22 protein-coding genes are annotated in these 19,739 nt (G+C 62.7%); 11 read left to right on the top strand and 11 right to left on the bottom strand.

All coding sequences use genetic code 11. The features are described from left to right. The first annotated feature begins 36 nt into the window (after positions 1–36). Positions 37–1,770, top strand: a complete 1,734-nt coding sequence (locus ACZ5J0_RS16300) for an ABC transporter ATP-binding protein (RefSeq protein WP_464093553.1) — start codon at positions 37–39, stop codon at positions 1,768–1,770. Next, positions 1,767–3,734: an ABC transporter ATP-binding protein gene (locus ACZ5J0_RS16295; protein WP_464093552.1), complete on the top strand. Its 1,968-nt coding sequence runs from the start codon at positions 1,767–1,769 to the stop codon at positions 3,732–3,734. Before ACZ5J0_RS16300 ends, ACZ5J0_RS16295 begins: the two co-directional genes overlap by 4 nt. 125 nt (positions 3,735–3,859) lie before the next feature. Here ACZ5J0_RS16295 and ACZ5J0_RS16290 read toward each other — a convergent pair whose 3' ends face one another. Next, positions 3,860–4,432: an MOSC domain-containing protein gene (locus ACZ5J0_RS16290; protein WP_464097204.1), complete on the bottom strand. Its 573-nt coding sequence runs from the start codon at positions 4,430–4,432 to the stop codon at positions 3,860–3,862. Positions 4,433–4,496: 64 nt separating this feature from the next. Between ACZ5J0_RS16290 and ACZ5J0_RS16285 the strand changes: the two genes are divergently transcribed. The 3 genes from ACZ5J0_RS16285 to ACZ5J0_RS16275 are packed head-to-tail and all read left to right on the top strand — an operon-like array spanning position 4,497 to position 5,956. Beyond that, entirely contained in the window at positions 4,497–4,934 is a 438-nt protein-coding gene (locus tag ACZ5J0_RS16285; RefSeq protein WP_464093551.1) for a hypothetical protein, read from the top strand. Further along, positions 4,931–5,122 carry a helix-turn-helix domain-containing protein gene (locus ACZ5J0_RS16280; RefSeq protein ID WP_166842360.1) on the top strand — a complete coding sequence of 64 codons (192 nt, stop codon included), beginning with the start codon at positions 4,931–4,933 and terminating at the stop codon, positions 5,120–5,122. Before ACZ5J0_RS16285 ends, ACZ5J0_RS16280 begins: the two co-directional genes overlap by 4 nt. Positions 5,123–5,176: 54 nt before the next feature. Then, on the top strand, positions 5,177–5,956 hold the full coding sequence (locus ACZ5J0_RS16275; RefSeq protein WP_464093550.1) for an alpha/beta fold hydrolase: 780 nt from the start codon (positions 5,177–5,179) through the stop codon (positions 5,954–5,956). Here ACZ5J0_RS16275 and ACZ5J0_RS16270 read toward each other — a convergent pair. Further along, positions 5,953–6,552, bottom strand: a complete 600-nt coding sequence (locus ACZ5J0_RS16270; protein WP_464093549.1) for a TetR family transcriptional regulator — start codon at positions 6,550–6,552, stop codon at positions 5,953–5,955. The genes ACZ5J0_RS16275 and ACZ5J0_RS16270 overlap by 4 nt on opposite strands. 80 nt (positions 6,553–6,632) lie before the next feature. Here ACZ5J0_RS16270 and ACZ5J0_RS16265 point away from each other — a divergent pair, with 80 nt between their 5' ends. Then, positions 6,633–7,412, top strand: a complete 780-nt coding sequence (locus ACZ5J0_RS16265) for an SDR family NAD(P)-dependent oxidoreductase (protein ID WP_464094743.1) — start codon at positions 6,633–6,635, stop codon at positions 7,410–7,412. Here ACZ5J0_RS16265 and ACZ5J0_RS16260 read toward each other — a convergent pair. Continuing rightward, a complete protein-coding gene (locus ACZ5J0_RS16260) occupies positions 7,407–7,886 on the bottom strand; it encodes an NUDIX domain-containing protein (protein WP_166842430.1) in 480 nt (159 codons plus the stop codon). The genes ACZ5J0_RS16265 and ACZ5J0_RS16260 overlap by 6 nt on opposite strands. A 365-nt stretch (positions 7,887–8,251) precedes the next feature. Here ACZ5J0_RS16260 and ACZ5J0_RS16255 point away from each other — a divergent pair, with 365 nt between their 5' ends. Further along, positions 8,252–9,502, top strand: a complete 1,251-nt coding sequence (locus ACZ5J0_RS16255; protein ID WP_464093548.1) for a hypothetical protein — start codon at positions 8,252–8,254, stop codon at positions 9,500–9,502. Between the two features lie 92 nt (positions 9,503–9,594). Here the strand turns inward: ACZ5J0_RS16255 and ACZ5J0_RS16250 are convergent, their stop codons facing one another. From ACZ5J0_RS16250 to ACZ5J0_RS16225, 6 genes are all read right to left on the bottom strand, one after another. Further along, a complete protein-coding gene (locus ACZ5J0_RS16250; RefSeq protein WP_165450171.1) occupies positions 9,595–9,771 on the bottom strand; it encodes a hypothetical protein in 177 nt (58 codons plus the stop codon). 7 nt (positions 9,772–9,778) lie between these two features. Beyond that, positions 9,779–10,918 (bottom strand): glycosyltransferase family 2 protein, encoded by a 1,140-nt coding sequence (locus ACZ5J0_RS16245; RefSeq protein WP_464093547.1) that lies wholly within the window; start codon positions 10,916–10,918, stop codon positions 9,779–9,781. 273 nt (positions 10,919–11,191) lie between these two features. Further along, on the bottom strand, positions 11,192–11,362 hold the full coding sequence (locus ACZ5J0_RS16240; protein WP_178994140.1) for a hypothetical protein: 171 nt from the start codon (positions 11,360–11,362) through the stop codon (positions 11,192–11,194). Positions 11,363–11,567: 205 nt separating this feature from the next. After that, the gene (locus tag ACZ5J0_RS16235) at positions 11,568–12,110 is read right to left on the bottom strand and encodes an N-acetyltransferase family protein (RefSeq protein ID WP_464093546.1); all 543 of its coding nucleotides are present in this window, start codon (positions 12,108–12,110) and stop codon (positions 11,568–11,570) included. Then, on the bottom strand, positions 12,107–13,456 hold the full coding sequence (locus ACZ5J0_RS16230) for an LLM class flavin-dependent oxidoreductase (protein ID WP_464093545.1): 1,350 nt from the start codon (positions 13,454–13,456) through the stop codon (positions 12,107–12,109). The genes ACZ5J0_RS16235 and ACZ5J0_RS16230 overlap by 4 nt, the downstream gene beginning before the upstream one ends. A gap of 88 nt (positions 13,457–13,544) precedes the next feature. Continuing rightward, positions 13,545–14,429, bottom strand: coding sequence for a MetQ/NlpA family ABC transporter substrate-binding protein (locus ACZ5J0_RS16225; RefSeq protein WP_464093544.1), 885 nt, complete (start codon positions 14,427–14,429; stop codon positions 13,545–13,547). Positions 14,430–14,650: 221 nt separating this feature from the next. Between ACZ5J0_RS16225 and ACZ5J0_RS16220 the strand changes: the two genes are divergently transcribed. The 4 genes from ACZ5J0_RS16220 to ACZ5J0_RS16205 all read left to right on the top strand — a co-directional run bounded on the left by ACZ5J0_RS16220 (position 14,651) and on the right by ACZ5J0_RS16205 (position 18,088). Further along, positions 14,651–15,754: a methionine ABC transporter ATP-binding protein gene (locus ACZ5J0_RS16220; protein ID WP_464093543.1), complete on the top strand. Its 1,104-nt coding sequence runs from the start codon at positions 14,651–14,653 to the stop codon at positions 15,752–15,754. Positions 15,755–15,756: 2 nt separating this feature from the next. Continuing rightward, complete coding sequence (locus tag ACZ5J0_RS16215; RefSeq protein WP_011776065.1) at positions 15,757–16,416, top strand: methionine ABC transporter permease; 660 nt, start codon at positions 15,757–15,759, stop codon at positions 16,414–16,416. 19 nt (positions 16,417–16,435) lie between these two features. Beyond that, positions 16,436–17,596 (top strand): LLM class flavin-dependent oxidoreductase, encoded by a 1,161-nt coding sequence (locus ACZ5J0_RS16210; RefSeq protein ID WP_464093542.1) that lies wholly within the window; start codon positions 16,436–16,438, stop codon positions 17,594–17,596. Positions 17,597–17,887: 291 nt separating this feature from the next. Continuing rightward, positions 17,888–18,088, top strand: a complete 201-nt coding sequence (locus ACZ5J0_RS16205) for a hypothetical protein (RefSeq protein WP_464093541.1) — start codon at positions 17,888–17,890, stop codon at positions 18,086–18,088. Here ACZ5J0_RS16205 and ACZ5J0_RS16200 read toward each other — a convergent pair. Then, positions 18,052–18,516: a rhodanese-like domain-containing protein gene (locus ACZ5J0_RS16200; protein ID WP_223940912.1), complete on the bottom strand. Its 465-nt coding sequence runs from the start codon at positions 18,514–18,516 to the stop codon at positions 18,052–18,054. The two genes, ACZ5J0_RS16205 and ACZ5J0_RS16200, sit on opposite strands and share 37 nt — an antisense overlap. Positions 18,517–18,557: 41 nt before the next feature. Then, positions 18,558–19,697 (bottom strand): LLM class flavin-dependent oxidoreductase, encoded by a 1,140-nt coding sequence (locus tag ACZ5J0_RS16195; protein ID WP_464093540.1) that lies wholly within the window; start codon positions 19,695–19,697, stop codon positions 18,558–18,560. Between the last annotated feature and the right edge of the window lie 42 nt (positions 19,698–19,739).

Here is a 19,739-nt window from a genome sequence, read left to right as displayed (position 1 = left end):
TGGCCTTCGGTTTACATCGATCTGGCTGGGAGTCCCATGCTGTGGAAGGTACTTGTTCGGTTCCTGCGGCCGCATCAGCGGCTGCTGATCGCCGTCGTTCTCTTCCAACTGGCGCAGTCCATTGCGTCCCTTTACCTTCCGACGCTGAATGCCGACATCATCGATAACGGCGTCGCCACCGGGGACACGGACTACATCCTGCGCATGGGCGGACTCATGCTCCTCATTACCCTGGTGCAGATCGCGTGTGCGGTGGTGGCCGTGTATTTCGGCGCGAAGGCCGCCATGGGCATGGGCCGGGATCTTCGCGACGCGATTTTCAGCAGGGTGGGGGAGTTCTCCGAGCAGGAGGTCACCAAATTCGGGGCGCCGTCCTTAATCACGCGCTCCACCAATGACGTGCAGCAGGTGCAACAACTGGTGCTCATGTCCTGCACGCTCATGGTGGCGGCACCCATGCTCAGCATTGGCGGCGTGATCATGGCCGTGCGGCAGGACGCCCAACTCTCCTGGCTGATCGCCGTCTGCGTGCCGGTGCTGCTGGTGGCCGTCGGTTTGATCGTGACGCGCATGGTGCCGCTCTTCCGCAAGATGCAGGTCCGGATCGACGCCGTGAACCGGGTCCTCCGTGAGCAGCTCACCGGTATCCGTGTGGTGCGGGCCTTCGTCCGGGAGGACATGGAAGCCGCCCGTTTTGCCAAAGCGAACGACGACGTCACTGACGTTGCGCTGCGGGCCGGCCGTCTGATGGCTCTCATGTTCCCTGTGGTCATGCTGGTGATGAACGTTTCCTCCGTGGCGGTGATCTGGTTCGGATCCTTCAGGATCGAGGACGGCTCCATGCAGGTTGGCACCCTGATCGCGTTCCTGAGTTACCTCATGCAAATCCTTATGTCGGTCATGATGGCCACGTTCATGGCTGTGATGATCCCGCGTGCGTCCGTTTCTGCCGACCGGATCGGCGAGGTTCTGGACACCGCATCCAGTGTCCAGCCGCCGTCGAACCCTGTCACCGGCGGTATCCGCCGCGGCGAACTGGAGATGCGCGACGTCGGATTCGCCTACCCGGGTGCCGAACAGCCGGTGCTGAGCGGGCTTTCTTTCACCGCCCGAGCGGGGGAGACCACCGCAATCATCGGCAGCACCGGCGCCGGCAAAACCACGCTCGTGAACCTCATGCCTCGGCTGTTCGACGCCACCTCCGGGTCGGTTCGGATGGACGGCGTGGACGTCCGCGAACTGCACCCGGATCTGCTCTGGGGCCACATCGGGCTGGTGCCGCAGCGGCCCTACCTCTTCTCCGGAACAGTCCGCAGCAACCTTCAGTACGGCAAACCCGATGCCACTGAGGACGAGCTGTGGCAGGTGCTGTCCGTGGCCCAGGCCCGGGATTTTGTGGAAGAGATGGAAGGCGGACTGGATGCGGTCATTTCGCAAGGAGGCATCAACGTTTCCGGCGGTCAACGGCAGCGGCTTGCGATCGCCCGGGCACTGGTGAAACAACCGGAGCTCTACATCTTTGACGACTCCTTCTCATCCTTGGACACCGCCACCGATGCCCGGCTCCGGCAGGCCCTCAAACGCCACACCAACGGAGCCACGCTGGTGATCGTGGCGCAGCGGGTCTCCAGCATCGCGGATGCGGACCAGATCTTAGTGCTCGACGACGGCAGGATTGTTGGGCGCGGAACGCACCATGAGTTGCTGGAGACCTCCGAAACCTACAGGGAAATCGTGTCCTCCCAGCTCGCGGCGGAGGAGGCAGCATGAGTGCGGTATCAGCCGGGCCACGCGGTCCTCAACGGCCAGCCATGGGACCGGGCCGCGGAGGACCCTTCGCTGGGATGAACATTCCGGCTGAGAAAGCATCGAACTTCAGTGCTTCAGCCCGGCGGCTATTGGGGACCTTGCGGCCGGAGCGGTTCTGGCTGACGCTGGTGCTGGTGTTCGCCGTGGCCAGTGTTGCCTTGTCTGTCATTGGTCCGAGGCTATTGGGCGAAGGCACCAACCTGATCTTCGCCGGCGTCGTCTCAAAACAGCTTCCCGCCGGCGCCTCCAAAGCCGACGTGATCGCGGGCTTGCGCGCTTCTGGCGACGACAGCAAGGCCGACATGCTAAGCGCCATGACGCTCACTCCCGGCGTCGGAATCGACTTCACAGCGCTGGCCTCTGTGCTGCTATGGGCGCTGGCGCTGTATGTCCTGGCTTCAGCGTTCGGTTGGATGCAGGCGTACGTGCTCAACGGCGTTGTCCAACGCACCGTGTACCGCTTGCGTGAACGGATCGAAGCGAAAATACACCGGCTGCCCCTGAGCTACTTCGACAAAATCCAGCGTGGAGAACTGCTCAGCCGCGTCACCAATGATGTGGACAACATCTCCCAAAGCCTCCAGCAATCCATCAGCCAAGTGGTCTCCTCCCTTCTGACCGTGCTGGGTGTGCTGGTGATGATGTTCCTGCTCTCACCGCTGCTGGCCCTGATCGCCTTGGTAACCATTCCGCTGACGCTGGGAACCACACTGCTGATCGCCAAACGCTCGCAGAAATTGTTCGTGGCGCAGTGGAAGAACACCGGTGAACTCAACGGCCAGATCGAGGAGACCTACACCGGGCATGCGCTGGTGAAAGTCTTCGGACGGCAGAGCGAGGTGCAGGAGAAGTTCCGGGCCAAGAACGCCGAGCTGTATCAGGCAAGCTTCGGAGCACAATTTGTGAGCGGGCTGATCATGCCCGCCATGACGTTCATCGGGAACCTGGTGTATGTGGGGATTGCAGTGGTGGGCGGGCTGCAAGTAGCCTCCGGCGCCATGCAATTGGGCGATGTGCAGGCTTTCATCCAGTACTCGCGGCAGTTCACCATGCCCTTGGCGCAGCTGGGGTCCATGGCCAACATGCTGCAATCCGGGGTGGCCTCGGCCGAGCGTGTGTTCGATCTGTTGGATGAGGAGGAAGAATCGGAGGAGCCTCCTGCTTCTGCTTCCGGTCCTTCGCGGGGGCGGCTCGTGTTCGAGAATGTGTCCTTCCGGTACTCACCGGACAAGCCGCTCATCACGGATCTCAGCTTGGTAGCCGAGCCCGGACAGAGCATCGCGATTGTGGGTCCCACAGGAGCGGGAAAAACCACCCTGGTGAACCTCATGATGCGGTTCTACGAGCTGGACTCCGGGCGCATCACCCTGGACGGCGTGGATATTGCGTCTCTCTCGCGGCAGGAACTGCGCTCGCGGATGGGGATGGTTCTCCAAGACACTTGGCTGTTCGGCGGGACCATCCGGGACAACATCGCCTACGGCCGTCCCACGGCTTCGGAATCTGAAATTCAGGAGGCTGCGAAGGCAACCTATGTGGATCGCTTTGTTCGGTCCTTGCCCGAGGGCTACGACACCCTGCTGGACGACGAAGGCGGGAATGTCTCCGCTGGCGAAAAGCAGTTGCTGACCATAGCCCGGGCGTTTTTGTCCAGGCCATCGGTGCTGATCCTGGATGAAGCCACCAGCTCCGTGGACACCCGGACAGAGGTGCTGGTGCAGAAAGCCATGAACGCGTTGAGGTCCGACAGAACCAGCTTCGTGATCGCCCACCGGCTCTCCACCATCCGGGACGCCGATCTCATTCTGGTGATGGAGGCCGGGCAGATCGTGGAGCAGGGGACACACTCGGAGCTGCTGGCCGCGGGTGGGGCGTACTCGCGACTGTACGAGGCCCAGTTCGCGGCGCCCGTCTCTGAGGTGTGAGGCGCGGCGTACGCTTCTGGCCTGTCGCTTCTGGCCCAACTTTCGACGCCGATGGGCCGCTTTGCAACTAGTATAGGTTGATTTTGGGGTACTGATGGCTCAAAGAAGGGCTGGAAGCGACGGGATTATGGCAACCTCGATGGCCTCAGCACGTTGGCGTCCCCGGCCTTAGCGGGGTCGAGCGGCACGGGGCTCACGAGTACTGCCGGGCCTCGATGCAGCACGCCGCCTGTGATCACCTGGCACCGGACGCCACCACGCCCCCGCATCGCCTTGTGGGCGCCGGGAGCGAGCATTTCATCCATCCAGGCGCAGGGGTGGGCGGGTCGCCCGGCCTTGAGCCGCACGGTGTCTCCGCCGGACTCAAGGGTGAACTCGTGTCCGAGCAGGGGAGCCAGCTCAACGCCTCGCAGCACCACATTTCGACGGGTCAGGAGAGGGTCAAACGGTCCAGCCCCAAGCTCGGCTGCCATGGACTCAAGTGCCTCCACCGCGAACAGCGTCACGGCAGCATCCATGTGTGCGGCCTTGCCGTAGAATCGGTCGCCAACGATGCCTTTGCCCGCTACCAATTCCGCGTGGTCCGCGTCGGTGGTGGGGACATCTGCAGCTCCCTCCCGGGCGCGGCCGAAGTAGGCGTGTGCCGGCGACACCAAAAGGTGCAGCACCTCGACGTCGTACCTGTAGTCAGCGCTCATCCCCCAACGCTAGCCCCGATGCGCAACCATTGCCTCCACATGTAAAGGGTGCTTTACTTTGAAGATGAGTAAAGCTTCCTTTACATCCAGGCGGGCGCCGTTCCATCACTACGTGTTGGCGGTGACGCTCGGCATCATCCTGACCATGGCGGTTTCTGTTCTGGTGGGTGCATCAAACCCGGATGACTTCTGGCTAGCTGCGGGGATCGGAGCCCTTTGTGCCGTTTACCCGGCTATGTCGCTGGGTGCCAAGGTTTTCGTGTCGAACCACACGGTGGCCCGCGATGCCCACGGCGAACAGAGCGTGGAGCTGCAGTGGATGCGCCAAGCCGGCGCCGGAGCTTTCATCGACGTCCTCGTCGCCACCATCGCGGCTGCTATGGTGCTGGTCATCGGACGCATCGCTGTGGATGCCCTTCCGATCCTTTTGGCCCTGGTCGGCTTGAGCGCGGTGGACGCCGGAGCGCGCTACCTTGTCATCCGCTACCGGGCTCTGAAGTGAAGAACAACCTCGCGGAGCGTCGCGCGGAACGGCGCTGGACGCAAGCGGATCTGGCTGCCGCGCTCGGAGTGTCCCGCCAGACGGTGATTTCTATCGAGCGGGAGAAGTTCGATCCCTCGCTCCCGTTGGCGTTCCAGATTGCCAGGACCTTCGACTGCGCCATCGAGGACATCTTCACTGCTGATTGACACACTGTGTCCTGCGCCGCAGCGCTTTGAGGGCGGCCCGGATACTGTGGCACGGTGAACTTTGCTGAGGCCGCCGACGGCGCTGAACTCGCATGGACGTCCGAAGGCGAGGGTGAACCAATGCTCCTGATCGCAGGACAGGCCACGTCCATGGACGGTTGGGGTCCGACGGCGGAACTTCTGTCCCGCACATACCGCGTCATTCGCTTCGATCACCGCGGGATTGGTCGGAGTGGGAAGGGTGACGCCGAGCGCTACACGACGCGGCTTCTCGCCGAGGATGCCGTAGCCGTCCTTGACGCCGCGGGCGTGGATTTAGCACACGTGTACGGTCATTCGATGGGCGGGCGCATGGCCCAGTGGTTGGCCATCGACTACCCGAAGAGAGTCCGTACGCTGGTTCTTGCCGCAACGAGCGGTGGAAAATGGCCCGACGCTGTGACCCAGCCGGATCGAGAGGCTTTGGACGCCTTGACCAGTGGAGATATGTCCCGGCTGGAGCCGCTCTTCTTCGACGCCGAATGGGCGCAAAGCAATCCTGCGGAGGTTCACACGTTCTTCAACTCCCAAGCGTCGGCATGGGCCAAGGCACGACACTTTAACGCCAGCCGCGAGCACGACGCCTGGAGTCATCTCGGTTTCATCCAAGCCCCCACGCTCTTACTCCATGGAACTGAGGACGTGCTCACGCCCTTGCCCAATGCACTGCTGATGCGCCAGCACATCCGTGGCTCCGTACTGGTGCGGGTTCCTGGTGCAGGGCACGGCCTCCACTTGGACCACCCCGAGACAGTTGAGTGGATCCGGCAATTCATCGCCAGAAAGAGCCGCTAGCCAGCGGGAACCTTCAACACCTCCAGGGCAGCCAGCAGGTACGGGGTCGGATCTGGATCCGCGCCGGCCGCCCACTGCATCCATGCTTCGAAGGTGGCTGCGAGGTACGCGGCGCTCAGGTAGCGTGCCGCCGTTTCGGAAAGGCCACTCTCAGCAAGGAAAGCCAGGGCCCTTTCGCGCTGGGGGGCCAGGGTCTCGTAGCTGCGGCTGGTCAGTTCAGGGTGCTCGGCAATCAGGCGGAGCCGGCCGCGGGTGACGGACAGGTCCGGGATGACGGCTACTCCGGCGATCGCCGCCGCGCGCAACCCGGCCAACACGCCGCCGTCGGACTTTCCGGGACTGTGGAACGAGCCGAAGGCGAGCGTCGAGGCTTCCACCACCGGTTTGCTTCCGCCCCACACGAGGTCGGCTTTGCTGGCGAAGTAGCGGTAGAGGCTCTTGCGCCCGATTCCGGCCGCCTTGGCGATGTCCTCCATGGAGGTGTTCTCGTAGCCGTGTTCAGCGAAGAGGTCCAAAGCCAGTCCGGCCACGGCGTCGGGGTCAATGGTCGCTGGCCTGCCGCTGGGACGCGGGGGTTTGGCATCGTCCGAAGTCATTTCTCCAGTATTCACTCTTACATAATGACACAGAGTGTCATAAGATGGGCGGACCACTCAGCAATCATCGGAAGGACATCATGGGCAACGACGCTTCATGGCAGGAGACCATTACCTCCGGCCGTTTTGCCGGCAAGACCATCATCGTCACGGGCGCAGCCTCGGGAATCGGCCAGGCGACCGCGCTTCGGATTGCGAAGGAGGGCGGTAGGGTCATTGCTGCGGACATCAGCCAGGAGCGCCTTGACGCTCTTGTGGAGGAGAACGCCGGCCTGGACCTGATACCGGTGGCTGGCGACATTTCCACTGAAGAGACGGTGGCCTCTGTCCTCGCCGCTGCGGGCGGACGCGTGGATGCACTGGCTAACGTTGCCGGCATCATGGACAATTTTGCACCCATTCACGAGGTTGATGACGAACTCTGGGAGCGCGTGTTCCGCATCAACGTCACGGCACTTATGCGACTGACCCGCGCAGTGGTGCCGCTCATGCTGGAAGCCGGATCCGGCTCCGTAGTCAACGTCGCGTCGGAGGCTGGCCTGCGCGGCTCGGCCGCCGGAGCTGCTTACACGGCGTCCAAGCATGCGGTGGTGGGCCTGACCAAGAATTCTGCAGTGCTGTATGGTCCCAAGGGTTTGCGGTTCAACGCCGTGGCTCCCGGTCCCACCATCACCAACATTGTGGCTAACTGGGGATCGCAACTCGCGGCCGAACGCCTCGGTCCGCTGATGCAGGCAACGGTTCCCACCCCCGCAACCGCAGCACAATTGGCTGCTTCCATCACCTTCCTGCTCAGTGACGACGGCACCAACGTCAACGGCGCCATTCTGGCGTCCGACGGCGGCTGGTCGGCCTTATAGGGTTTTCTCACCAAGGTGCCGGACCAGTGCGTCCACAATGGGCAATTGCCCTTTGACGAGCTTGGTCCGGGCCACTGTTTCCTCAAACCACCTGGCGTCGTCGATCTCCGGGAAATCCTTGATGGCACCCGAGCCCTTGGGCCATTCCATGGGGAAGGTGTTGCTGACAATCTTTTCCGGTTGAAAGTCGCTGGCTTCTGCTGTGAACGCGGTGATCAGCTTTCCGGAGGGCTGTTTAAAAACGCCCAAAAGTTCGTAATCCGCCAACGGTGGCGGTGTTCCTATTTCTTCAGTGAATTCCCGCTGGGCGGCATCCAATGCGTCTTCGTCCTCAGGGAATTCTCCCTTGGGAATGGACCAAGCGTGTTCATCTTTGCGGGCCCAAAAGGGTCCGCCCATATGGGCTATCCAAAGCTCCAATTGCCCGGCCATGTTTCGCCGGTGAAGGAGGATGCCAGCGCTGCGGATTGTGATGTTCCCTCCAGGGTTCGGCGATGCGGCAAAAGTCTCTCGGACACGTCAAGGCTACTCGCGGATTTGGCGCCGTTATCCAATTGATGTCGGGCCAATGATTATTGCTTGTTCATTTTCCTTCCGACAGGGCCCTTGCTACTTGATAATCGAGGACAGGCGTTCCTCGGGGGTGGAACGTCGTTGCGGTCACCGGCATCAGCCGTTGACGGGTCTGGGCGCATCAGCAGGAGGAAACAGCTATGGCATTGTCAGTGAGGCTCCTTCCACATGGGGGAAGAAAAGCAATGGGGTTGGCCGTCATCGTTGCGGTCGGTTTATCGATGTTCACAGGAATAGGTCCATCACATGCGGCGGACACCACGCCCATGGCTGAGGATCCCGGCCCGGTGGGAAGTTTTGCCTGGAAAGGTTTCAACTGGCAGAAGCGTTTTTGGGGCGGGGCGCCCATGTATAACGCCAGTTGGGATGCGAATAATGTGAGTAACCCGGATGCCAACGGGTACGTCAAGCTCTCCATCAGCAACCCCACCGGCTCGGCTCCGAAGGGTGCTGAGTTCCAGTCCACGCGTGAAGGTTTCGGGTACGGAACGTACAGCACTACCGTGGAAAAAGACGTCAGTTCCCTGCAGAAGGAAGTGGTGTGGGGTTGCCTGTTCACGTACGATCCCAATGCCGAGCCCGGATACACGGAGATTGACCTTTGTGAGGCCTCGGCCTGGGGCGGGGGCGCCGCGTACGGTGAGGATTGGCCGGTGACCCAAGGGCATGGATATTGGTTTGACGCCACCTTGCCGCCCGGACAGGGAAACAACACTGTCACCTTCGATGTCACCAATGTTCCGATTCTCACTCACAGGATGGTGTGGGAACCGGGCAAGCTGACGTATGAGACGTTTGCAGGCGAGGGCTACGACGGAACCCTCCTGAAGCGGACTGTCCTTGAAGGTTCTACTGTCCCGCTTCCGGCAAAGGAGCAAATTCACTTCAACCTGTGGGTCACCGGTGGTGGCGGAGGGGACGCCGCACACGTTTCTCCTGAAACGGTGACCATCCGTGACTTCTCCTTCGTGCCTGCAGATCAAGGTCAGCTCACCGCACCAACGCCCACCGTCTCAGGCACGGCCGCTGTGGGCTCAACGCTGACAGCAGCACCGGGAACCTGGACCACAGGAACCGCCCTGAGCTACCAATGGTTCCGGAACGGCACAGCAATTGCCGGCGCAACCGGTGCCGCCCGGGTCCTTGCAGCAGCCGACCAAGGTAGCACTCTGACGGTTCGTGTAACGGGAACCAAAGCCGGATATGCCACAGCCATCAAGGAGTCCGCACCCACGGCAACCGTGGTGGCAGGGACGCTGGTAGCCCCAACCCCCGTCATCACCGGAACGCTCGCCGTGGGTTCTACGCTCACGGCCAACCCCGGAACGTGGACGTCCGGGAGCACCCTGACGTATCAGTGGTACCGGTCGGGTGCGGCAATCGCCGGAGCTACCTCCAGGAGCTACAAGCTGGTGAGCGCTGACCAGGCTGATTCCATGAGTGTGCGGGTAACAGGTTCCAAGGCCGGCTACACCACGGTGGCTAAATTCTCGGCCGGCACGGCACTGGTTCTGTAGGCCGTTATTCCGCATGCACTCAGCCCGCAGTCGTGTCGCGCTGGGGGTAGCGACACAACTGCGGGCTAAGTGGCCGGCCTGGATGCTCCGGCCTAGCCCTTTTGGGCCCGGACAGGGACGATCCTCTTGATGGCAAGGCCGAGTGCCAGCATGGCAAAGGCTGCCAGTGCGAACCAGAAGAGGTCCCCTGCACCGGTCAATGCGAGCGTTCCGGAACCCATTCCGGCTGCTGCTGCCCCTGTCACTGGGGCTACTGGGTTGTTGTACATGAGTCGGTTACCAAACTTTCTTTCTGTTGAGTGCTGCATCCAGGTACGCCTTGGCGTGGACAGCCTGGAGGAAGATGTCGATCACGGTTTCGTACATGGTTGCGGCCAGGAGCATGTACCTCCAGCCCCGGAAGCGCACAGTAACTATGCGTTCCAGGATGAAAATGCCGGTGACGGTGATCCAGAAAGGCTGAAGGTTCAGGCCCATTCCGGATATCAGCGCGAACAGGAGGGAACCAAAGTAAGCCAGCGTCACTACGACGCCGATCATGGAGAGGAACTGGCGTCCCCAGTACGGCCGAGTCACTTTGGTCCATCCGTATTGCACGCAGTTCTCCACCGCGCCGCGCTTCCACCGGAGCCGCTGGGACCACAGTTCACGCCACGTGGGCATGACCTCTGTGACCAGCGTGCAGTTCGAGGGAGATGCTATGCGGTAGCCCAGGGTCAACAGGGCAAAGGAGAGTTCGTTATCTTCGGTCAAAACCGACGTATCGTAGACGCCGCCCTTGCCGTTGCCGGGAGGGAGTGTGCCCTTCAACCGGGCGGCTACGACGTCGCGCAATGTCTTGACACGGAAAAGGGCTGCAGTGCCGGTGACCACCAGGCACTTGCCGTGAAGCCGCTTCACGTCCCGGGCGTAGCGGGCGTATTCGTTGCGCTGGAGGTGGCCCACAAAGCCGCCGCCGGGGCCGCCGCTGAACACTCCGCCAACGGCGCCGAGCAGTTCGTCGGCCAGCAGGTTCTTGGTGGCGTTTTCAATGAAGTCCAGGGCCAGTTGTGAGTCGGCATCCTGTACCAGGACCAAGTCCTCGGGGTCGGCATCAGGAAGGAGCTGGCTGAGGGCGAAGTTCAGGGCACCGGCTTTTTTGTCCTTGTTCCCCACGGTGCGGATCACCTCGGCACCCTGGGCCAGTGCAAGTTCCTCAGTATCGTCAGTGCAGTTGTCTGCCACCACAATGACGCGATCCGGGCGATGGGTCTGGTTGTTCAGGGAGTGGAGCGTCTCGGTGATGCCGGCGGACTCGTTGTGCGCCGGAACCAGGACGGTGACTACCCCGCCGGCCGCACGGTGGGATCGGCGACGCCTGGTGGCAGTGTCCGGGGCGCTTGCCGGGGCAGGTGCCGCTGTTGTTTCCGTGAGCATTGTGATCCCTCCGTTCGTGCCTTGAAGCGTTGACTCACTTAGAGTTCCAACGCGAACGCAAGATCAGGGGAGGGAAACCATCAAGGAAGTCTCAAGGTTTGCTCAGGACTTTCTGAGCGCCGTCACGTTTCGGGGTAGGGGCCCACTTGTACTGACTTTGGGATGGCTGTACTCATTTGGGGTGGGTGTACTGACGTGGCGTGGCGCGCTTTAACGCAAGAGGACGACGTCGGGGCGTCCCGGCGTCGTCCTCTTTCGTGGAGCTTGAGCTGCTTAGCGGTTCAGGCTGACCGTGAAGGTCTTGGGGCCGCTAAGGGTTACCGCGATTCCGCAGTTTTCGGCGGCAGCGCGGTGGGAGAGGGATTCAATGGCGGCATCGATCGTGTGGTCGATTGCCGACTTGTCCCAGATTTTCAGCGTGATGGAGTCAGTATGTGTCGTCATTGTCAGTACTTTCACTCAGGCCGGTGACAGCCCCAAGCTTCTTCGCCCGGGGCCCGCATCCTCGTCGGTGAGGATTGCTGATTCAGCTTGTGCGGGAACGAATTCCCTCATTCATGGTTCATGCTGCCCGGCGCCGTTGACAAGTCAATCCGGCTAAGTGTGACCGATTACACGTCGCTCGTGACGCCGTGTATCGCCGCTGGAGTCACCTCGATGCAGCCAGTTCCAGCGTGTAAACAACCAGTTGGACCTTCGGCGCAGGGCGCTCCTTTTCACGCTCCAGCCGGCGGACGTAGCCAAGGCGGCGGTAGAGCCGCTGGGACGGTTCATTATCGACGGCGGTGTCCAGGACTACGCGGTCTGCGCCCCGGGCGGCGGCAATACGGGCGGATTCATCCAGGAGCCGCTGGCCAAGCCCCGCGCGGCGGGCCTCCGGGAGCACGGCCAGCAGCCTGAGCTCCACTTCACCTTCTTCGGCCTGCCGGCTCAGGTACGAACCGAACGGCAGGAGGCTGGCAGTGCCCACAAGTCGTCCGGTGTCAGTGTCCTCGGCCACCAGCAGCACGCCCTCGCGGGCGCGGGCTTCAGCGTCCAACAACAGAGCGAGCCGCTCGCCGTCGGGCTGACGCGAGCCGGGAAGATGATGACCGAAACCTTGGTACGTCAGCCGCCCTACGGCGTCGTACTCCTCGTGGCGGGCCTCGCGAATCACGTAGGTGCCGGTGGCAACGGTTGCTTGGGTGGTCATGATTGTCCTTTCGGCTGCGGATGAAGTCCCAGGTGCGATTTCAGGGTGGTGCCCGCATATTCGGTGCGCGCAAGGCCGCGTTCCTGAAGCAGGGGAATAACGCCGGTGGCGAAACGCTCCAGGTCCTGGGGGAGAAGGGAGAACATGAGGTTGAAGCCGTCCGCGGCGCCTTCGGCGTGCCAGCGTTCCAAGGAGTCGGCCACATGTTGCGGGGTCCCGATGAAGTCGTGATTCCGTTTGTCGCCGGTGAGGATCGAGTAGAGGTCCTTGAGCGTCACCTCATCCTCCCGGCCGCGAATCTGTTCGCCAGCGGAGCGGAAATCGGTCCTAGGCTGCGTGATGCCGGGGATGCCGGACTGGGCCACGGTGGCATCCGCTCCGAGCCCGGTGAAGTCGAGCTGCCCGGCGAAGTATTCCTGCAGGAAATCCAGCACCTGCTGATCGGCTATGAGGCTGTCCAGCTCCCGGATGCGTTCCAGAGCTTCTTCCCGGCTGTCAGCCACAACCGGCGAGATGGCCTGGTAGACGTAGAGCTCGTCGGGATTCCGGCCGAACGCCTTCGCCTGGGCCCGGATGGATTCCCTGTACTGACGTGCTTGAGAAACGTCGGGGTGGCTCGCGAAGAGGGCGCTGGCGAAGCGTGCCCCTAGCTTCTGGCCCGGCACGGAAGTGCCTGCTTGGGCCAGCAAAGGGGAGTGCTGCGGAGAGGGCCCGATGTTCAGGGGGCCGGCGACCTGGAAGAACTCGCCTTGGTAGTCCAGCCGGCTGAGTTTGCGGCGATCAAAGAAGCGTCCTTGCGCTTTGTTGTAGAGGAAAGCGTCCGCGTCCCAGGAATTCCAGAGCCCTTGGGTGACCTCCACGAATTCTTCAGCGCGGCGGTAGCGGAGGCTGTGGTCGAAGTGCTCAACGGCGCTGAAGTTGCTGGCTGTGCTATTGGTGAGGTCCCGCGTGGTGACGATGTTCCAGCCAACACGGCCGCCGCTGATGTGGTCAGCTGTGAGTGCCGCCCGGGCAAAGTTGAAGGGCTCGTCATAGGACGTGGAGGACGTGGCGATGAGGCCGATGTTACTGGTGACCGCGCCAAGGGCCGTGACCAGGCCGATGGGGTCGAACCTGTTGAGGATGCCCGGATTGGAGGTCTCGTCAATCGCGAGGGAATCCCCCAGAAAGATCGCGTCGAATCTGGCGGCCTCGGCAGTTTTGGCGAGCTGTACCTGGTGGGCGAAATCGATGCTGGCCTGGGGAAAGGCTGTCTCGTGGCGCCATGAAGCCAGATGGATGCCTGTGCCCACAAGGTAGGCGAAGAAGTGAATCTGTTGGCGTTCACGGATGAGTGTCTGGTTCATGGGCCTGTTTCGGTGCTGTTGCTTTTTGGGGTCAGGAAGGTTGAGGGGCGGCGGCACTCTGTGGCGCAGGGCCGCCGCCCCTCAAGTGCTATTTGCTCTTCTTGATGGCTGCTTCTTCAGCAGTGAGGACTTCCTGCAGCTTCGCAGCGGTCCAGTCAGCCTTGAACTGCAGGTTGCCGTCGTTGAGCTTGGTCACCGAGGCCTCAACTTCGGGGGAGTGGTAGGCATCAACGATCTTCTTCCACGTGGCGTCGTCCTTACGGTCGGCCTTCACCACGAAGCCGTTGATGTACGGGGCCAGGGACTCGGAGTTCAGGTCTTCCTTGAAGATGATCTTCTCGTCACCCAGTCCACCCTTCTGGGCTTGGGTGTTGTTCACGACGGCGGCGTCCGTGGTTCCCTTGAGCGCGTTCACCGTTTGGTTGCTGTCAACGGGGACAACCTTGATCTTGCTCGAGGTGATCTCAGCCGGAGTGGACAGCGAGTTGCCGCCATCCTTGAGCTGCAGCAAGCCGGCGGTCTGCAGGTTCAGCAGTGCGCGGGCCTGGTTTGTGGGGTTGTTCGGAATCGCAACCTCGGCGTCCGCCGGCAGCTCACCAACGGATTTGAATTTCTCCGAGTACAGAGCCAGCGGGTAAACGGCGGTAGCGCCTACCGGGACCAGCGTGCCATTGCTGTTGACGTTGAACTGGGACAGGTACTTCAGGTGCTGGAAGAGGTTGATGTCCACCTGGCCCTGCTGGGTTGCCGTATTGATCTGCGCGCCATCTGTGAAGTTCTTGACCTCAAGATCAACGCCCTGATCTTTGAGCTTGTTCTTCAGGATGGTCCAGTGCTCCTCGGCACCGTCGTCCACGCCGATGACCACCTTGGTGTTCGCAGAGGTTGTGGAACCACTTGACGGACCCCCGCATGCCGAGAGCGATAGGGCGGCGATCAGGCCGACGGCGGCGACTAACAGGCGGTTCTTCATGATGCTTCTCCGTACAAAGGGTCTTGATGCGAATGGAAGGTGCAGGGTGTTCCCCTCGGCTCACGCTAGGCACGGTGGATGGTGTGAATCGAATGCCTGCGCAACACTCCGTCGCGGGCCGTCAAGGGAAGAAACCGCAGGTCACAGGGCTTCACGCGGTTCGGTCACCCGGTGACCGCGCTGCTGGAATGGGCATTCAATCAACCCCGAAGGAGGCTCCGGTGAGCGCGATCGTTTCCCTGCGCGGAGTCAGCAAGCTGTTCCCGATCCAAGGAAGCAAGCGCAGCCAACGCACCGAAGCAGTGCGGGCCGTAGACGAGGTCACCTTGGACATTGAAGAGGGCACTGTAGTAGGCATCGTGGGATATTCCGGTGCCGGAAAATCCACGCTGGTCCGCCTGCTCAACGGCTTGGAACGTCCCACCGAGGGCCACGTTTACGTCAAAGGCCAGGACATCTCGTCGCTCCCCGAAAGCCAGTTGCGCACAGTCCGTGCCGGCATCGGCATGATCTTCCAACAATTCAATCTCCTGAAGTCCCGCACCGTGTTCGGGAACGTCGCGTATCCGTTGAAGGTGGCAGGGTGGCCCAAAGAGAAGATCAAGCCGCGCGTGGAGGAGCTTCTTGAGTTCGTGGGTATCGCGGACAAGGCAGGCTCCTACCCACGCCGGCTCTCCGGAGGGCAGCAGCAACGCGTAGGCATTGCCCGTGCGCTGGCAAACGCCCCGGACATCCTCCTCGCTGACGAAGCAACCAGCGCACTGGACCCGGAAACCACCCGCGACGTCCTGCGCCTTCTACGCCGCATCAACAAAGAACTCGGCACCACCGTTGTGGTGATCACCCACGAGATGCACGTTGTCCGGGAAATCTGCGACACCGTAGTGATGATGGAATCCGGCCGGGTAGTGGAATCCGGGCCTACATACTCCGTATTCGCCGACCCCCGCAGCGACTCCACCCAACGCTTCGTTTCCACGGCCGTCCACGGCACCCCGGGACCGGACACCGTCAGCCGCCTCGCCGCGGCACACCCCGGCCAGCTTGTCTCCATTGGCATCTCCGAGGCAGCGCCTACTCCTCTGGTTGCGGCCACCTTTGAGCGCCACGGCGTGGGCTCCAGCGTAGTGTTCGGGGGCGTCACCGAGATCCAGAACAAGATCCTGGGCACACTCACGTACGAGCTCACAGGCAGCGACGCCGCGATTGACGCCGCGCTCGCCGACCTGGGCGACGTCACCGCCGTCGAACGTGAATTCCCGACGGCGGCCCCCGCCGATAGTGCCGTTCCGCACCTTCCCGTCCCCGCGAACGCAGGAGAATAGCCATGACCGACTGGACAACCCTCCTGCCCGTCCTGGGCGAATCCTTCCAACAGACCATCTACATGGTGGTCATCACCGTCCTGCTCAGCGGCATCGCCGGACTGGCGTTGGGCGTCACCCTTTACGCCACCAGGCCCGGAAACTTGTTCGCCAATAAGGCCGTGTTCTCGTTCCTGAACTTCCTGGTGAACATCATCCGGCCCATCCCGTTCATCATCTTCATCACGGCCATCGCGCCGCTGACCTTGATCATCATGGGCACCACTATTGGCACTACTGCCGCGATCCTGCCCATGGCGTTGATGGCCGGTGTGGTGATTGGGCGGGTAGTGGAGCAAAACCTGGTGGCGTCAGATCCCGGCGTGGTTGAGGCCGCTCGGGCCATGGGAGACAGCAGGCTGCACATCCTGTGGTCCGTGGTGATTCCAGAGTCGCTCGCGCCGCTGATTCTGGGCTACACGTTCATGATCATCGCGATTGTGGACATGTCTGCCATGGCCGGGTACATCGGCGGCGGTGGGCTGGGCAACTTCGCCATCATGTACGGCTACCAGCAGTTCAACTGGGAAGTCACCCTGGTGACAGTCCTGATCATCATCGTCATGGTCCAGGCCGCGCAGTTGCTGGGTAATTTCCTGGCCCAGCGCATCCTTCGCCGCTAAGTCTTTTTGGAGAATTATTATGCCTATCGAGTTTCTCGGCATGGGCGCCGGCAACGACTCCACGGAGACGTCGCCTGCCACCACGTCTTTCTTCGACACTCAGTACGCGGCCCGCATTGCGCGGATCCACGAGGACAACAACTGGGACCACGTACTTTTTGCGTACAACTCCACCACACAGGATCCCTCTGTCCACGCGGCGTGGGTCGCTGCGAACACGGAGCGAATCCAGCTGCGGTTGGCGCACCGGCCCAACGTCTCCCATCCGACGTTCGCCGCCCGTTCCTTCCTGACGCTGGACCACATCGCGCAAGGGCGGCTGACCGTGCACTTCATCACCGGCGGAAGCCAAGCGGACCAGGCCCGCGAGGGTGATTTCCTGGCCAAGGATGCCCGGTACGGCCGGACGCAGGAGTACATGCAGATCGTTCGGCGGTCGTGGTCCGGGGAGTCGTTCAGCTGGGACAGCGAGCACTATCGCTTTGAGGACTTTGCCTCTGGTTTGGGGCCCTTTGCCGGCAAGAGGCCGGGTATTTCCTTTGGCGGCTCCTCCGAGGCTGCGTGGTCTGTGGGCGCCGCTGAAGCAGACATCTATGCGCTCTTCGGCGAGCCGCTGGCCGACGCCGCTTCGCAGCAAGAGCAGATCCTTGCGCGGGCCGCCGCGGTGGGGCGGATTGAGCCGTTGCGCTGGCAGATCGCGTTCCGGCCCATAGTTGCAGCGACTGATGAGCTCGCCTGGGAGAAGGCACACGCCATCCTTGGAACGTTCGAGGCGCGGCGCTCCGCCGGCGAGGTGATTGATCCCGTCCGCCACTACAACCAGAAGCCTGAAGCTGCCGGCACCCAAAGGCTGCTCGCCGCCGCGGAACGTGGCGACCTTCACGACCGCGCCCTCTGGACGGCACTCGCCAAAGCAGCGGGCGGCGGGGGCGGAAGCGCGACGGCGTTGGTCGGCTCCTACGACACCGTCACCCAAGCGATCCTGGACTACCACGACCTCGGATTCGAGATCTTCGGCCTCCGAGGTTACGACTTCGTCCCGGACGCACTGGAGTTTGGCCAGCACGTCATCCCGCAGTTGAAGCAGGAAGTGGCACATCGGGAGCAGGGCCGGACCGCCGAGGAGCTCCGGGCAGGCCAAGCCGCCGCCCGAGCGCGGGTGCTGGCCCACACTTCCTGACCCTCTCTCACATCCCGCGGGTTTTTTGGCGTCCCTCTCTCACATCCCGCGGGTTTTTGGGCGTCCCTCTCTCACGAACCGCTTTCCCTTCAGGTGCAATGCCGCCCGTCGTTCCCCGCCGACGCTATGATCCGCCGACAAACGGCACTCCGGATGCTCCATTCGGGAGTGTCCGTTTATCGGTGGGGCCGGGCCTTGGGTGCTGATTCACACACGGTCATGCGGTTCCTGCAGGCACACGGCGCCGCCACCGGCCAAGCTTCCTAGGACGCCTTCCACCAGGGCATCGTCATGTGCCGCATTCTTCTGGGAGTCGCCCCGCTCGCCGCTGGAATCGACTGGCTTGGTGAGGCGCGGGATCGCGCAAAGACGAGTGCCGCCGTCGTGACTTCCGGAAAGGAAGCCGCGACGACGGCGGTGGTGCTGACGCCGGAAGGCCCGACGGCGGCAGGTACTCAGCGCTCGGAGGCCACCGAATCGGTGGACGCCTGAGTGGTGGCTGCGGGCGGAGTCGCTTCGACGGGCGGGGCGGTGGGCCCGGTGGTGGGGACGCCGGCATCGCGGAGGGCCGGGAAGCCGCCGTCCACGTGGACAGCGTTGGTGTAGCCGAGGACCTTGAGTTTTTGCGCGACGGGTCGTGAACCGTTCACGGAGCCGCAGAACACCACGATTTTCTGGTCGGTGCCGCTGAGCTGGGCGAGGCGGTGTGCGGATTCAGGGCTGAAGTCTTCGTCCACGTGCTCGCGGTTCACCACCACAGCGCCGGGGACTGCGCCGGTGCTGGCGCGGCCGCCTTCGCTGCGGACATCGATCAGCAGGGCACCTTCTTTGATGAGCTTGGCCGCGGCATCGGCGGTGATCAGTTGGGTGTCCTGGACTGATTCCTGGACGGGTTCCTGGACGGCGGTTTCGTTGGACATGGTGCTCCCTTGCTAGGTGGTGGTTGGAAAATCGGAAAAGGCTAGAGGCCCCAGGCTTCGGCCAGCAGCTGGTAGGAGTTCTGACGGTCGGCGGGGTCATGGGCAATGGTGGTGATGAGCAGTTCCTGGGCGCCGGTGGCTCGCTGCAAGGTACGGAGACCTTCGCTGACCTGGTGGGGATCGCCCACGAACCGTGTGTCCAAGCGGTCCTTGATGAGGTCCTTGGCTTCCGCATCCAGGGTGAGCTCCAACGCATCGTCTGGTGACGGGTACGGGATGGCGCCGTGGCCGCTGCGGATGCCGTGCACCCAGTGTTCGTAGCCGCGGGCCAAGCGCTGGGCCTGGCGTTCGTCCGGAGCTACCAGCACGTCCGCGGAGACGATCACATGCGGTTCCCGCAAGGCTGCGGAGGGTTCGAAGTGGGCCCTGTACTCGGCAATGGAGTCCAGAACCCCCGCCGGTGCCACGTGGTAGTTCGCGCCGAAGGGGAGGCCCAACTTGCCGGCCAGCCGTGCACTGGGTCCGGCTGTTGAGCCGTGGACCCAGAACTGCGGCGCGTGGCCGAGGGCGGGTGTAGCAGTGACTTCCTCGCCGTGTTTGGTCCTGTACTCGCCGGTGAAAAATCCGATGATGTCCTGGATGTCATTCTCAAAGTTGTCCGCGTCTCCCGGGAAGCGGCCCAGCAGTTCACCCTGCAGCCGGAACTTCCTGGGCAGGACAGCGCCGAAGATGGGGCGCGGCGCGGGGATCAGCAGTCCGTCAACCACTCGATCGGTGGGCTTCGAAGAGTCAGCGGCCACCACTCCCGGTGCGGGCTCGCTGGGCGACTTGGGCGGGCCGGAGCGGCCAAAGCCCAAGTCCACGCGGTCCGGGAAAACGGCGGCGAGCGTTCCAATGCTCTCGGCAATCTGGAGAGGCCGGTAGTTCCCCAGCAACGTTGCCGCGGTGCCCACCCTGATGGTCTTGGTGGCGGAGGCAACCAACCCGGCCAGAATATGCGGGGCTGACCCGGCAACGCCGGTGTTGAGGTGGTGCTCGGCCAGCCAATACCGCGAGTAGCCGGAAGCCTCGGCAGCGGCGGCAAGGGCAAGGGTGCTCCGCAGGGCATCGCCGGGAGTCTGACCGGCCGATACCGGGCTCAGATCGAGGACGGAGAGCGGAGTGGCTGAAGGCTTCGGCATGGCTCGACACTACGGAGCGAGGTGCCTGCGCCCAAGCCGGTC

This window comes from Arthrobacter sp. DualSoilB13 (genome assembly GCF_055389195.1).
The sequence above is the reverse complement of the archived record's forward strand: the minus strand, read 5'-3'. Positions and strand labels throughout refer to the sequence as shown.